This is a genomic window from Mesorhizobium sp. M1295, assembly GCF_040318135.1.
Taxonomy (GTDB): domain Bacteria; phylum Pseudomonadota; class Alphaproteobacteria; order Rhizobiales; family Rhizobiaceae; genus Mesorhizobium.
The window spans coordinates 1-14540 of record NZ_JAMYLU010000008.1; the positions used below are offsets into that span (position 1 = coordinate 1).

General features: G+C 60.1%; 11 protein-coding genes. 3 read left to right on the forward strand and 8 right to left on the reverse strand.

The genetic code is table 11. The features are described 5' to 3' along the window. On the forward strand, window positions 1–974 hold a 974-nt coding region (locus NKH29_RS13285; protein WP_352999734.1), incomplete at its 5' end, for a hypothetical protein. A gap of 167 nt (window positions 975–1141) precedes the next feature. On the opposite strand, the gene NKH29_RS13290 is transcribed toward NKH29_RS13285, so the two are convergent. The 4 genes from NKH29_RS13290 to NKH29_RS13305 all read right to left on the reverse strand — a co-directional run bounded on the left by NKH29_RS13290 (window position 1142) and on the right by NKH29_RS13305 (window position 8986). Beyond that, complete coding sequence (locus tag NKH29_RS13290; protein WP_352999736.1) at window positions 1142–4990, reverse strand: hypothetical protein; 3849 nt, start codon at window positions 4988–4990, stop codon at window positions 1142–1144. 392 nt (window positions 4991–5382) lie between these two features. Then, a complete protein-coding gene (locus NKH29_RS13295; protein WP_352999738.1) occupies window positions 5383–6795 on the reverse strand; it encodes a hypothetical protein in 1413 nt (470 codons plus the stop codon). Beyond that, a complete protein-coding gene (locus tag NKH29_RS13300) occupies window positions 6785–7990 on the reverse strand; it encodes an MFS transporter (protein ID WP_352999739.1) in 1206 nt (401 codons plus the stop codon). Before NKH29_RS13300 ends, NKH29_RS13295 begins: the two co-directional genes overlap by 11 nt. A gap of 108 nt (window positions 7991–8098) precedes the next feature. Continuing rightward, window positions 8099–8986: a helix-turn-helix transcriptional regulator gene (locus NKH29_RS13305; RefSeq protein ID WP_352999741.1), complete on the reverse strand. Its 888-nt coding sequence runs from the start codon at window positions 8984–8986 to the stop codon at window positions 8099–8101. A 279-nt stretch (window positions 8987–9265) separates the two neighbouring features. Here NKH29_RS13305 and NKH29_RS13310 point away from each other — a divergent pair, with 279 nt between their 5' ends. Both NKH29_RS13310 and NKH29_RS13315 read left to right on the forward strand, forming a co-directional pair. Then, the gene (locus NKH29_RS13310) at window positions 9266–10261 is read left to right on the forward strand and encodes a class I SAM-dependent methyltransferase (RefSeq protein ID WP_352999742.1); all 996 of its coding nucleotides are present in this window, start codon (window positions 9266–9268) and stop codon (window positions 10259–10261) included. Between the two features lie 11 nt (window positions 10262–10272). Next, a complete protein-coding gene (locus tag NKH29_RS13315; RefSeq protein ID WP_352999744.1) occupies window positions 10273–11196 on the forward strand; it encodes a LysR family transcriptional regulator in 924 nt (307 codons plus the stop codon). Between the two features lie 57 nt (window positions 11197–11253). Here the strand turns inward: NKH29_RS13315 and NKH29_RS13320 are convergent, their stop codons facing one another. Genes NKH29_RS13320 through trbF form a run of 4 tightly spaced genes read right to left on the reverse strand, consistent with a single transcriptional unit; the run spans window position 11254 to window position 14540 of the window. Further along, window positions 11254–11478, reverse strand: a complete 225-nt coding sequence (locus NKH29_RS13320; protein ID WP_352999746.1) for a DUF2274 domain-containing protein — start codon at window positions 11476–11478, stop codon at window positions 11254–11256. A 1-nt stretch (window position 11479) separates the two neighbouring features. Next, the gene (locus tag NKH29_RS13325; RefSeq protein WP_502911256.1) at window positions 11480–12679 is read right to left on the reverse strand and encodes a TraB/TrbI/VirB10 family type IV secretion system protein; all 1200 of its coding nucleotides are present in this window, start codon (window positions 12677–12679) and stop codon (window positions 11480–11482) included. 41 nt (window positions 12680–12720) lie between these two features. After that, a complete protein-coding gene (gene trbG / locus NKH29_RS13330; protein ID WP_352999750.1) occupies window positions 12721–13860 on the reverse strand; it encodes a P-type conjugative transfer protein TrbG in 1140 nt (379 codons plus the stop codon). Next, window positions 13857–14540 carry a conjugal transfer protein TrbF gene (gene trbF, locus NKH29_RS13335; RefSeq protein ID WP_352999751.1) on the reverse strand — a complete coding sequence of 228 codons (684 nt, stop codon included), beginning with the start codon at window positions 14538–14540 and terminating at the stop codon, window positions 13857–13859. The genes trbG and trbF overlap by 4 nt, the downstream gene beginning before the upstream one ends.

Sequence of the window (14540 nt, forward strand, 5' to 3'; positions counted from 1 at the left end):
GCCTGATCAGACCAGATACCGTTCCCGATTCGAAGGCCATCCGTCGAAAGCCCCCGCGTCAACGTGCAGCGAAAATAGCGCTTACCTATCACCCGTTCTCTTTTGATTTCGACTCCACGCCGGGCGATCTCGACGACCCGATGGACACCTGGGACGAGGCAGTCAAGCAACAGCATGTGGCCAACCGCGCGCGGGTGATCGAACGGCTTCAACTTGAGTATGGTGATCGGCACATCGACCAGGTGGTCGAAAACGTGCGCGACCTCGGTGCGAAGGGCATGTCCCTGATCAGCTATCACAACCAGATGCATGAGCAGTCTCGGTGTGCGTTTATCACCGGAGCTTACTACCCCGCGCTGGTAGGCGCCTGCGCCCTTGGCGAGCGCATCCTAAATCACCTCATCCTGGATCTTCGGGAGTTCTACAGATCCTCGCCGCACTTCAAGCGAGTGTACGGCAAGGAGTCGTTCGACAACTGGGCGTTCGCGGTGCAGGTGCTTGAAGACTGGACGGTGTTAGCAGATGGTGTGGGCGCGCAGTTCCTCGTGCTAGCTGGCTTGCGCAACCGATCGGTACATTTCGATCCCGATACTTACACGACGGTGCGCGTCGACGCCCTTGAGGCGCTGCGCACACTTGGGCGGATTGTCGCCAAGCAGTTCGGCTATTTCGGGCGGCAGCCGTGGTTCATCGATCATACGCCCGGCACGCAGTTCATCCGCCGCGACTGGGAGGAGCGCCCATTCGTTCGCACCTACATCATTCCGCGCAGCGGCCTTGTCGGGCCGCTCTACGGCATGGAGCTCCTGCCAAACGGGTTCTGGCGCCATCTCGATTATGACGACTATGGCGATGCGAACCTCGACGATGAGCAGTTTGCCACAGCGTACAGGAAGCGCGACCCGGCAATGGTGGTGACGCGCGAAATGATCGAAGGCAGCCTAGAACAGAAGGCGGTATCAAGCTCTGTCTAATTTAGGTTCGGTCAGACTGCGAACGGACCGTCGAACAGCCCTGCGTTAGCCGTTGGCGCGAGTGCAAATCTGACTGTCTGCTCCTCGCCCACAGTAGGAAACCGGCAGGCGGGCTCCAACTGCCTTGCAAGGCCATAAGCTGCCATACTTCGGGTCCTGGACAGGCATTAGTCCTCGTTGCGCCGTTGTTCTCGTTCTATCTGATCCGCGAGGCTTTGGTGCATGCTCTTTGCCCATTTGGCGAGATCAGGGACGGAATGCTTGTACCAGCCTTTAAGCGGCGCGAGATAAGCTTCGAGCAAAGGCACGATCGAACCGGACCACGACGAGGGTCGCATTCGTCGGCCCAAGGCCGTTCGGAATGACTCCTGTTGGCCGTATCGCGTGGCTATGGCCTCGAGGTCAGAGTTCCACCCCTGGGCGCCGTTGTCGGAGTCGCTGAGGATAGGGAAGAAATCGATGAGCAGGGCTGACCGATCCGATGCCTCGTCGGCCCATTCCAGGACGAGCTCCAGAGGTACTCCGAACAATGGGCCAGGTCCAGTATGGCCGGATCGGTCGAAGCGGTCGCGATCCGGGCCGATCATTCGCTTAAGCCGCCCGCGTTCAATCGGAGACGCCGTCTCGAAGAAGCGTGCAATATGACTCCAGATCGTTGTTGGCGCGACCGCGACGAGCACCTCGACGACATGACGCATTGCGTCAACCAAGGCATTGATAAGATTATAGTCCGTGCTCTCCGCCAGCCTTACCAGCTGCTGCGCAAGGCCTTCGGCAAACTCCTCACTGATGCCGATCGAGGAGCGAACCCGATCGACCAGACTCTCGAAGTTGTGTGAGTCCCGTTGCCGATCGCGCGAATGCTCAATGAGAACCGGCGCGACCAGCAACGTTGCGATCTCCTGAGCATGGGCAACCGGCGCCGGCTCTCCATGACGATACATCAGAGCCACTTCGAGGGCGGCCCACGCGCCATCGCTACCACGCTCGGCTAAGGCGCGCAGCAGAACAGCCACATCCTCAGGGGGCAAGTCATCCAGCCCGCGACCGTAGGATAGGTAGGCGTAGTCCGCAGGCGTGATACGCCCAGAGTTCAGGTCGGCGATCGCTCCATCTAGCCGCGCGCGGTCCTTCCTTGCTAGCGCCGAATGGAGGTTGATCATCGAGTGCTTGCTGTCCGCCAGGCGGTTCGATGCATCGGCAAGACACTTATTGGCTATCTCCGCATCGACGAGATCAATTCCGTGCAGCAGCCCGCGCAGCATTTGCATGCTGCCATTGGACTTCGCGACGACCTCCAGCGCTGCTTGAAACGCCTCAGCTCGATTACCGGCTTTTTCGCCGAGTTCGTCAGCGAAGGGGTAGACTGTCTTAAGGTCCATCGCAGCCATCCGGCGTACCGCGGCCAACGTCAGATCCGGATTGGCAGAGATCTCGCGGGCCACACTGCGCGCAGCGCGTTCCGAGTACTCGTAGTCTCGATCGTCACTAGCATACCGCCAGTCTGGATCGCGGATATCCGACTGCCAAAATTTGGTTAACAGGATAGCCCGTTCGATCGGCTCGGATGGGAACAGGCGGTCGTAGAGGTCCCGCACGAAAACGGCGCGTTCACTGCTCGTGTCCGCGCGGTCAAAGTACAGCCAGTCGCCGACACCTTCGATGGCATTCGGCCAGCCGCCCTTTTCCTTCGCTATCGCGGTGACGACGCCGGCGTACTCCTTGTAAATTTCGCTACTGAGCATGAGCCTCGCCGCCCCCGCGAGTATGTCCTCGCTGCGCTCCGCAAGATCTGGGTGGTTATGGCGGAGCGAGACCAGTCGTTGGAGGCCGCCACGATGAAATTCCTGTATTTCATCGTATGTCTTGGGGGCCCAGTCTTTCAGCGCCGGGGAAGATCCGATCTCACCATAGTCTCCAAACTGGATTACATCGCTGCTGAAAACGCTGGCCAACGCCTCGGCGCATAGGCTGATGAGGGCAGGGTCGCCGCTCGCAAGGCCTTCGTCGAGAATGAGATACCGATCAGCAGGCGAAACCTCGGTGCCGCTGAGATAGAGCTGGAACAGCTGCTTGAAGTGGGCGGTCGCATTGTTCTCAAAGGATTCTGTTTCGTTGGCGCCCAGGCGCATGAGCAACCGGGCCGCGATGCCAAATGAGCGACGCCTGAACACCAGCTTGGCAGCTGCTTCCACCAAACTGCGCCTCGCACCCTTGGCTCCCGCCAAGGCAGCGTCGTCGAGTGGGAGTACGAAGTAATCGAGATGCTGGGCCACGCGATCCGGCAAGACGTGGACCAAGGCATCGAGCAGGTCCGCGCCCCGAGGCGTCAGGATGGCATCAACTTTGCCCAGAAGATCGTCGTCGTTCAGCAGCAGGTTGCCGACTTCCAAGATCACCGGTGACTTGTCGAGATGTCGACACCGTCGCAGCAGGGCCAATGCAAGCTCGTCGCTGGCTGCGGCGATAAAACGAACCAGCAGGCCCGGCCGCATCATAGCGACTCGGCGCATCGCCAGATTGATGGCGATTGGAAGGGGCTGGGCGCTAATGCGATCTCCATTTCGCCCGACGATGTCATATTGCCGTGCCTTGGCCAGGTACTCGTACATTGCATCACCCGGCATCCGTCCGAGTTCGGTCGCGACGACGTCCAATTGCACCGGCGAAGTCGCCGCAATCGACAGTGATTCGAAGAGGCTAAGGCACTGGAGGGCTCTTACTTCCTCAGCGTTTTCGATTTTCGCGCCCACGAGAATGCGATTGATCACGTCATCCGCAGTCTCGAATAACGATGTTCCACTATTGACACTTTTTGCAGCCAGCACGCCAAAACGCGGGAAGCCGCCGCAGAGTTCGCGCAGTCGCTGGACTGTGCCCTTGTCGAGGGCGGGGTTTGTTTTGTGGATGATGGCGCCGATGAGATCGGCACTGCTAGGGGAAAGTGCGACATGAAGGTTCGTCTCGCTACCCTCGAGCGGCTGGTCGTCGGTATCGATCGCAATGACGCTGAGAAGGCTCCCAGCGCGCGCGGCTTGCTTGCCCAACTCGATTGCGACGTCGCGCGGACATTCGTCTACCACCAGTAAGGTTCGCTTGCTGTCTTCCGCCAGCTTGGTCGCAACCGAGAGCAAGGTCGTGGGCACCACCTTGTAGTCGGCAAAGACTGCACGATGGCGAACCATCTCGGCGAGTTGGGACGAAGACGCCTTGAGCGACTCGTAAACGAAGCGGCTCTTGCCAAGGCCGGAGGTTCCCACCACGCGCACCAGCCGGCCAGGTTCAGCAACGTGCGAGAGAATGCGCTCCCATGCCACTTTCGCGGTCGCCTTATTGTCGCCACCACGATCGCGCTCCTTGGCGGTCCCAATGATGTAGCGGCTATCGCCGTCATCGGCGTACTCGCTGCCGAAATCTGGTCGCGTGCCCCACGCTTCAACCGTCTGGTAACCCGCCAAAGACAGTCCATGTGCTCTCTCGGATAGCCAGATGGCGACCGCAGGATGATAGGTGGCCCAGACGGCGATATGGTTGGCATCGTAAAGCTGGATCACGCCCAGCTTGGTGGGATCTCCCTCAGCTTCGAGGATTGCTTCCTTGATGCCGGCGATGTAGTTGTCCCGCTTCTCGCTCGTGAGCGCCTCGGTCGTAAAGCCGACATAGGATCCACCTTGGCCGATGAGCGAGGTCATGGCTGGAGTGAGCTTCCTGTCTTTCCCTCTGCGCTGGGTCGACTTTTCCCAGCACTCCTTCTTCCATCCCGAGCGTCCGATTTTGCTGGCCTTGCATTGGAAGTAGGTGATGCGTCCGGGGAGGTAGTCGGTTGAATCCTTGCCGCCCGCCCATACTATCCGGCCGTCTTCGCCGCCATCGGGCACAGTGATCTGCAAAGGAACTGAGACACCAGCAAACGGCACGCCCGCTGCCTGGGCCTCTGCGTGCAGCAAGCGCCGGAGCAGCAGCACCAGGTCCTTGGCCTCAAGGTCTTCCACTTGCTTGGGATCGACGTCGAACATTTTTTCATCGTCTAGGAGAATCGAATCTCTTATAGCTGAAGTCTCAGCGGAGGCCGAATATGTGCGCTGGTGCGGCTGACCTTACGCTCAGTGTCAGCACCGAGGCTCCAGAAAGCTTCTTGATCTGAAGTGCAAACAGTCACTGCTGGGACAACTGACTATTCTGCCACGGGGCTACTTACAAATGGCCTGTTTAAGTGGCGACGTCGCGATAGCCTGCCTGGCTGGAAATCTAAATGTTTGTTTGTGACGCTGAAGCGCCCAAGGGCGAGCTAGAACCATCTCTGCTTTACGGCCACGCCGACACAAACCTAAATGTCCATTTTGCGGCGCGAAGCAGCCATTCGCAATCCGGCTTACACATGCCAGCCGCTGGGAGCGCATAAACCATTTCAGGAAAAAGCCCATTCCGCATCGGCCGGCGTAACCAACCCCTGTCGCAGCCGGCTGTGAAGTTCCTGCCACGGCGAGTCAGTCACGAAGCCTTTCATGCTTCCACAGGCCTCGGCGAAGGAAATGTCGCCCAAACGGTCGACAAGATCACTCATCCCGCCGTTCCTGCCATTTAGGAACAGCTCGAGCGGATCATCATCACACTCAATTACCCGATGTCCCCAAGCACCCGGTACGTCGTCGGTTGCGAGAGCCTGCCGAAGATCTTCATCCACGCCTGCGGCCTCAAGCGCCCGGCAGACGACATAACGCATCAGGGGATAGTAGATCGGCTGATAGCTGCCTCCAAGCGCGCGAACGCCGGGCAGGATCGACAACACCATAAACATCAGCAGGAGATTCGGGACAAGGCTGCGGTTTGCCAGCCGCTCGAGGATGTCGGGGGCTGTGAAGCACGCCACCCTAATACCGGTCGCAGGATCAACGAGTTCTCCGCCGTTCAGACGCAGCGGAAGGCGTTTGCCATTTTCATAGAGCCAGAAGAAATCAGTACCGCGCGCGAGCCAGCCACTCCAGGGGCCGGACGCGAGCCCGTCGAGGCCGGCAAGAATATTGGAAGCGAACTTCGGGTCTTCCAGCAATCGCATCCGTAGCCATGAATTTTCCTCCGACAGGTGGTCCGCCACCAGGTCGGCAATATCCTCATCGTCGATCTGCAGGAAGGCAAAGCGGCCTCCGAACATTTTTGGCCAAAGAATGAGATTGGCTGCCTTGATGGCGTGCGCGGGCCGCTCGAATTGCGTCTTCGGCAGAAGGCTACGAAGCAGCGTGAGCGCGTCTCCCCCAGCGTTTGGCTCCGTCGGTAACAACTCGAACCTATAGGGTCCCGGCCCGGCTAGCAGGCTGTATCCGATCATCCGGCTTCGGCTCAGGCCAAAGACGTTGACCGGCTTCCCGTCAACGGTGAGCCAGCCTGGCCCCTTGCGTGGCTTTTCAACGAGATTCACCGTCGAAACGGCGTAGGAAACATAGGTCGAACAGCCATGCGCCGAGAGGCCAAGGAGGCTGAAGATATGCGTGTAATAGGCTTCTGGCTCCATGAGGAGAAGCAAATGAGGGCCTGTCTGCAACACGCGGCGCCTTTCGAAATCCCTGCAGATTTCCGAGGCGGCATCGGTAGACAACCCGTTTCGTGTCGCTGCCTTCCTGATGATGTCGAGTAGTTTGGTGAAGGCTCGGAGCCGGATTTCTGGCATGGGACCCGAAGCCGGCGCCGTAAACAGGCGAAACGCATAATCGCGGATCGGCCTAGAATGATAAGGTTTCATCCAGGGGTAGAGTGCCTCCAGCGACCCCAGGACTGCCTGTTTCGCATCTGCGCCTGCTGTTAGCTCTTCCACCTCACGATTCACCCTTTTCTTCCGGCTGACCGGCACCGACGCTCAAACACAAAATACTGATGAGCAGCATCACTCCAAAGCTGAAGAAACTCGTCGAAGGAAGTGCTCGATCTCCTACTGCTGCGGCGATGCCGAAGACGAGTAATCCGAGCACCACGGCCACACTATGCATAATGCCTTTTGCTCGGCCCAACAGATAAACGGATACACGCGACTGCAATGTGACTTCAACGCTGACGCGTCCAAGATTGTATAGAAATCCGAGCGCGGCAAACAGCATCACTGTCCAGGGCGTGCGCAGATATGCCAGCGCCATGAGTACCAGCGCCGTTAAGCCCAAAAGCATGAGATGCCGCGCATGGGTACTGATCGCTCTTTCAATTCGGAACAGAGAGACTGCGCCGATCAGTGAGCCCGCCGACCATGCAGCCTCGAGGTAGCCGAAATCCACGGCAGTACCCTTCTGCTCCTGGAAGACGAAACTCGATCCCATGACGCTGACGAGCACCGCGCTTGTATAGAGAAGCGCGTAGACAACGATGAGACGACGCAGGCTCAGATCGATTTGTGCTGCAGAGATTTTGGCGATGCGGACATCGCGCGAAATCGGTTCCAGCCGCATCAAGGCAAGGCAGCCCGCTGAAAATAGGAAGAAGGCAGCAAGAACGGTGAATGGCAGGGCTGGGGAACGCGCATGCAGCAAAGGCCCTGCAAGCAGAGCTGCGCCGAGATTGCCGAACTGCATGACGAAGAAGACGGCGGAATTCGAGGCTACAAGATCGCGGCCGTCAGCTATCACGGGGATCATTGATTGAGAGCTCGTAAGCGCGACACGGTCGCAAAACGAAAAGAGGGCCGCTGACAGACAGATAATCAGAAACACGTCCATGTAGAGAAGCGCGCAAGCGGTAACCAGCATAACGACGAAGCGGCTGAGGTCTGCCGCGACGTTCAAGCATCGCCTGTCAAATCGATCCGCCGCCACACCGGCCAGAGGGCTCGCGATGAATTCGACAACGCTGACGATCGCAAGGAACGTCGCCACGCCGGCGGTTCCGTACCCTCGCTCGACGAGAATCCAGGCGGAGGCGATGTAGTAGCCGTTTCGGGCAACAGCCGCCGATAGCGTGCTGGCCAGGAATCCGAGGCAGGGATTGGACCAGTTGGGCCGTGCTTTGCCATGATGAATTCGAGCCAGGTTTGACATGAGCGGCGTATCCGGGGCTGACCGCCGATGGATACCGTCTTCCGCCAAGCCTGCTTTACTGTGATGTTTGGGTTTGCCGATACTTGCTCAGAACCGACAAGCGGCGACCTAGATTCTGCACTTACGACGAAATTCCGTGGGGGCCGCGCCGAACGCCCGCTTAAAGGCGGTCGTGAAATGGCTCGAGCTGCCGAAACCACATTCCATCGCGATTTCCGTCGCCGACAAATTGGTCGATCGCAGCATATCCGCGGAGTGCTCCAATCGGCGCTGCGCAATGAATGCGTGCGGCGTCATGCCTGTCGACTGCTTGAAGGCCCTCCAGAAATGGAACCGGCTAACCCCAACCTCTTTTGCCAGATCGGCGAGCGTAGGTCTGCCGTCCGACAACGCCTCGATCATTCCCACCGCTCGCTTGAGATCGAACGATGACAAACCGCCTTTTGCCGGTTCCTGATGGACGCCGTTCAATCTTAACATTTGCCCGAGCAATTGCGTGGCCTGGCACTCCACCATCGTTGCGCTGATGGGGTCAGGCTGCTTGAGCTCCAAGGCAATCCTCTGCAACGCCAACTCTACAGTGCCGTCCCGAAATCCGATCGAAGGCGGCAGCACCGCCGGTCCATGGCGAGTCATTCCCGCAAACACGTCGTCGGCGAACCCCTTTTCAATCGAGACCAGGAGGTAGGAAGCGGTCGCGTCCCCCTCGTCCCACCCATTCCAATCACTGCCGGCGGGCATGAAGATTATCGAACCGGCCCGGCGCGGCAAAAAGGCAATCCGGCGCCCATCCACAATGTCTTCTCCGCGGCACGCCGTGCCCTTCAGGTTCATCAAGAACACATGGTTCGGCTGGAGGAGTCTTGTCTCCTGGCGCTCAAGCCCGGTTCTTTTGACTACGTCCGCCCGCACGCTCCCCCAACTCTCATACTTGTGGGCAAGCGATTGGTGCCGTGAACGGCGATTCTCGGTCGGGTCGAGGGCAAGAGTATTCACGTATCCACAGCCTCCTTACTGGCGAGTGGCCAGTCGTTGCATGATGTGGCGAACCATGGGTTGCTGAACAACACGCGAATAACTCTGGATTGGTAGAAGATGTGACTTTAGCGAAAAAATGGCAAACGAGTGAAAGCCGCCTGTATCCGGCAGGCCTACGAGTTGGCTCAGCCAATACTTGAGACAGGCGAAATATTAGACCCCACTTACCTTAGTGGAAATTTCCCCCATCGACGTATCGGCATCTCACCAATGGAACGGTGCTGGAGGCATACTGCGATGCGTGGACTCGACGACTTTCTGGCTGAGTGCGACCAGGGCCCACGGATCAACGGACTCACCGGCTTTTTCGCGGCGACCGCCGCTGGCAAGAGCGGGATGCCAATTCGCAAGCCCGTCGCCGACGCCCGCCTTCTGCCGAGCGATGAACTGCTGCGCGGCCTTGTCAGCCTGCATGCGGCACGACAAGGTTTTTTCGACCAGCACTATCACGGCAGCATTCCCTACAGATTGGAGGAAGAGTGCCGGATGGCCTACGCAGTGCTGAAATACGCAGAGCACCGTGGCGCTCCGCTTGCGCTGTACAGCCTTGGAACAGCGGAAGGAACGATGGCGAGAACACTGTCGGAACTGTCCGATGGAAAGGTACGCTCACTGTCGTGCAGCCCAAACGCGGAAAATTACAAATGCTTCATGGCCTATGGCCAACCGCCGCACGCCGACTTCTTCATCGGCCCCTTCCATAAGTTGACCAAGGACGTCCTGGGCTCGGATCCGCGACTGATAAATTTCGCCCACGGTTTCGATATTATTCTGGAGGATACGACCTTTCAGATGTACTCGCCCAACAGAACGGGACAGATCGAGTTCGTGACCCAGCACCTCAAGGCGGACGGAATCTTCGTCTTCGTCGAGAAGTTCCGGGCTACAGAGGAGCGGGACTACAGGCGTCGCGAATACCAGAAGGATTTCGGCTTCAAGGCGCGCTATTTTCCCCCAGACGAAATCGAGAAAAAGCAAGCCCTCGTTCTCGACACGATGTTCGGCAATGAGGTGACTTTGGCAGAGATGGCCGACGCAATACGCGCGCATTTCAGCTACTGCGCCCTGACCTGGAACAGCGGAAATTTCTGTAGCCTCGCGGCGAGCAATAGTGAGGAAAACCTGAACCGGTACCTTTCCCAGATGGCCACTTCGGCCATTCCGCACGAGTACGTCTACGAAACCAGCCTGTATCCGACCCTGCCGGTTAGCGTCGTCGCCGCGCAGGAATAGGCTCCTGAGCCTTGAGACAGGTCAACAACACGTTGCGCCGTCTGGACCATGTCTTCGCAGCTGTCGACCATGGTAGCCTCAGGCAGGCCGCAAGAGTTCTCAGAGTGAGGGAATCCTGTGTCAGCCGCAACATCGTTGCTCTCGAACAATTGCTGGACATGCAGTTGTTTGATCGCGACGTCCATGGTGTTCGGCTGACCGAAGCAGGCCGGGCCTGGACTGACCTCGTCCGGGCTCATTATGAAGGCTTGCACGATGCCCTAGCCGGAGGTGGTCGCGGCGACCAGGATGCCAAAACAATCAAGATAGGGTTGTGCGGCCAGATAGGCCGGGCGTTCGTGGCGCGGCTTGTCGATCGATTTCGCGGCTTACATCCGGACGTGAGCATCGCCATCGAGGACGTTCCCCATGAACAGTGTCTGGCGGCAATACGTCGCCGGCGCCTTGACATCGTCTTCACGCACGGGCTCGAGAAAGGCGCCTTATGCCGCAGCGAGCTATTTGGGCACGAGCGCTTGTTCGTTCTCCTGCCCGGAGGCCATCCGCTCGCTGAAAGGCCGGCAGTCAGGTGGAGGGATCTTGCTGACACTTGTCTGCTGGTTTCGGTCGGATCGCCGCAGGATCCGGTTTTGCTGGAAAAGATTGCCGCTGATGGTGGCCCCGCTATTCAAATATGTCGCGCGAGCGGAGCGACGGTCATCCTCAAGGTGCAACTCGGTCAAGGCGTGACTCTGGCTGGCGAAGGTTTTGCCAGCACCGTCGCCATCGACGCTACAGTGTGGAAACCCATCGCCGGTCAGGACAGCATCAGTTCGATCAAGGCGGTGTGGCTGGAATCGAACCCAAAGCGTGCGCTTCTGCGGCTGGTTGGGACCGCAAGAAACCTGGTAGCCGCAACGCGACCGGGGCCTGCCCCCGTCAAGCGCGAAACCTGAATCACTCCATGAATGGGAGGCCCGACTGAACCCGGCTCGACTCCAGCCGTCCGACCCTTAACCACCCTCAGAACGCTTTGCCGTGGCGAAACCGCGATCTGTCGCAATGAACCGCTCCAACATCGCAACGATGAGGCGCGGCGCGTCAGTTGGCCGTTGCCCCGCTTCGCGGCCGAGGATCTCGGCATAAGCGGTCAGATCGCGATGCAGTGCCGCGGGGAGTTCTACCATGACCTTGACGGGTTTGTCGTCAGCGATTGGCCCTAGTTTCAGCTTGGCCATTTCAGCCTCCGTAAGGTTCGAGCACGAGATCGTGCGTGACGATGACGCGCACCGGGAATCCCGGTCGGATGGTGAGCGTCGGCGCTATGTTGAGCTGCCGCTGGACGATCTGCTGGCCTGTCTGACTGATGCTGTCGGAAGCACCCTGGCGCAGAGCGCGCACAATATCGCTCTCCTGGCCCGATGTGCCTGCCTGCGCCCCGATGCTCAGAACCGTGGAAAGTGCTGCCGCCTTGAACAGCTCGCCCCAGTGATAGTCGACGCCATCCTCGACACCAGCATAACCCTCGGCATCCGCGCCAGGCTCACGCTCCAGAACGATAGAGCGGCCGTCAGGAAAAATCAGCCTGGTCCAGACCAGCAATACACGACGCTGGCCGAAGCCGACACCATTGTCATACTGGCCGATGAGGCGCGTCCCCTGCGGAATGAGACGGACTTGTCCGGTGGGGCTGTCATAGACATTCTCCGTTACCTGCGCGGTAATCTGGCCCGGCAGGTCGGAGCGAATGCCGGTGATGAGGGCGGCTGCAATGACGGCGCCCGCCTGCAGGACGTTCTTCGACGCCGGCGCCGCAACACGATCCGACGAGACTGTGCGCTTGTCCGGCGGCTGATTGAGGAACGCGAGTTGGCGGTCCTGCGCCGAGGGCGTCGCTGGCTGCGGTGCGAGGCCAAGGCTGGAAAGATCGGGCTGTGGCAGGGTGCCTGTTGTAGACTGAGCGGCGGTCGCCTCACTTGCGGGCCGCGTTTGCGTGGACGCGAACAGACGCGCGGTCCTCGCCGCTTCCAGTTCCTGCTCCCGGCGCTGCTCCTCCGGGTCCGGTCCCACGAGACCTGTCGATGGCGCGGGGCCGCCATTCTGCGCGGCGAGGATCGGGCGGCCAAGATCGCCGGGAAGCGGTGGGCCAAGCTTCGGAACGCCCGCATAGTCCTTTGGCAGGCCGGCAAGCCCATCGGGCGTCGAACGATTATCGGTTGAATACAGTTCCTGACCCTGGCCTTGTTGACGGTTCTGAAGCGCATAGATCAACGCACCGCCGACAGCGAGGCTTGCGACTAGCCCCAAGCCGGTTAGCGCCTTGCGGGACAGACGCGTCACGCGCGGCGGCTCGGCGCGCAGCCGCATGGCCGCGGCCGGCTCGCCTGTCAACGGCCGGGCGTGATCTTCGGCTGACTCCAGCCTTCCGGCGTCATTCATCGGCCCCCGGCCTTCTTCCTTTCCGGGATCCAATCTGTTGCTCATGATGGCGACCCTCCGCTGTCTGTTCGGAGGCTCGTGGCTGGCGGGGTCTCACCAGGGCCACGCATCCATGAAAATCGACTGCTCCTCACCCCATCGGTACGGGAGACGCGGATGCGCTGCTGGTTCTTGCCGGCGCCGAAGCGCAACTCGGCGGCGGCAAACAGCCGGTCGACGATCATATAATTGCCGCGCACGCGATAGTTGACCAGCTCGGACGTGTCGCCTTCCGGCCCGACCACGAAGAGTGGCGGCATCTCGCCCTGGCCGATGCCCCGCGGGAACTCGATGAACACCTGCTTGCCATCGTCGAAGGCGCGCAACGGCCGCCACGGTGCGCGATCGCCTGTCACCTCGTAGCGGAAATTGACGCGAGAAAGATCGATGCCCGTCGAGACCGGCTGCGCAGCTTCAGCCTGCTGGTTCTGCCTGCGCAAAGCGATGAGTTGGTCCTGCGGGTATTGCCAGGAGACCGACGCCATATAGGTCGACGGCGTCGAGCGCAGTTCCATGTGATAGGTACGCCGATCGGTATTGATGACGAGATTGGTTATCAGGTCGGCGCGCGTCGGCTTGACGAGGATGTGGACTTGCTTTGCTCCGCCCGTACCGCTCTCGGTATCGCCGATGATCCAGCGCACGGTGTCGCCGGCGGCGACGGGACCGGAGCCGACGAGCTGCTCGCCGGGCTGGAGCGCGATGTCGGTGATCTGCCCCGGCGAGGCATAGACCTGATAGAGCGCGCCATCGACGAACGGATAGACCTGCATCGAGTTGATGAAGCCGTTGCGCACAGGCTGGACGCGCGCGGCAGCATTGGCCAGATTCACGCGCGCGGCCGGATCGGTCGGTTCCGGCTCAAGCTTTGTGTCCTTGCCGACCGGCTTCAACTGGCCGGGAAGCGGCAGCGGCTTTGACAGCTCCACCACCTTGACGGGCGGGGGCGGATCGACGGCCTGCACGGCCGCGATCGGATCGTCATAGGAGATCTCCGGCGGCTTCTGCCTGGTGGCACAGCCCGCAAGCGCCGATGTCAAAAGCAGAAGTGCTGGAAAGGCTGTCTTACGGAACGCCGGCATTGCGTAAATGACGAAAGCCGGACACCGCCGGGGGGCGGTATTGCAGGATGCGGGCGTCATTGTCCAAGCTCCTTCGACCAATTGATGGCGTTGATGTAAATGCCGAGCGGGTTCTTCCTCAGCGCGTCGGCGTCGCGCGGGGGCTGCACGACAATGGTGAGAATGGCGGACCAGCGCTCCGTGAAAGCAAGTGAGCCGTCCTGATAGCGGCGTTCGACCCAGGCGATTCGGAAGCTCACCGGCGATGCGCGGATGACCGACGACACGTCGACGGCGACCTGCTGCTTGCCGACCTTGGTGAACGGGTCATTGGCGCGCGCATAGTCGTTGAGAGCCAGCGCCCCGCCCTGCGTCGTGAAGTCGTAGGCGCGCAGCCAGTTCTGCCGCACGATGACCGGATCGGCGGGGATCGACCTCACCTGTTCGATGAAGTGCGCCAGGTAGAAGGCAATCTGCGGATCGTTCGGCTGATAGTCGCCGACCGCAGGGGCGACAGCCTGCGCCTGGCCGAGACGATCGACCTGCACGACCCAAGGCACGATCGAGCCCTTGGCGGACTGCCAGACGAGTGCGGCGGAGAAGCCGGCGGCGAGCGCCAGGCAACCGAAGGCCATGTACCGCCAATTGCGCGCCTGCACGCGAGCTGAACCGATGCGCTCGTCCCAGACCTGGGCAGCGCGCTGGTAGGGCGTCTCGGGTTGTGGGGATCTTCCGTAGTGCGTGGACGGTCGTCTGAACAT

What these genes read in the sequence shown, in the direction of transcription:
- NKH29_RS13290 (WP_352999736.1), bottom strand. Translation starts at nt 4,990, where the DNA reads ATGTTCGACGTCGATCCCAAGCAAGTGGAAGACCTTGAGGCCAAGGAC.
- NKH29_RS13300 (WP_352999739.1), bottom strand. Translation starts at nt 7,990, where the DNA reads ATGTCAAACCTGGCTCGAATTCATCATGGCAAAGCACGGCCCAACTGG.
- NKH29_RS13310 (WP_352999742.1), top strand. Translation starts at nt 9,266, where the DNA reads ATGCGTGGACTCGACGACTTTCTGGCTGAGTGCGACCAGGGCCCACGG.
- NKH29_RS13320 (WP_352999746.1), bottom strand. Translation starts at nt 11,478, where the DNA reads ATGGCCAAGCTGAAACTAGGGCCAATCGCTGACGACAAACCCGTCAAG.
- NKH29_RS13325 (WP_502911256.1), bottom strand. Translation starts at nt 12,679, where the DNA reads ATGAATGACGCCGGAAGGCTGGAGTCAGCCGAAGATCACGCCCGGCCG.
- trbG (WP_352999750.1), bottom strand. Translation starts at nt 13,860, where the DNA reads ATGACGCCCGCATCCTGCAATACCGCCCCCCGGCGGTGTCCGGCTTTC.
- trbF (WP_352999751.1), bottom strand. Translation starts at nt 14,540, where the DNA reads ATGTTCAGACGACCGTCCACGCACTACGGAAGATCCCCACAACCCGAG.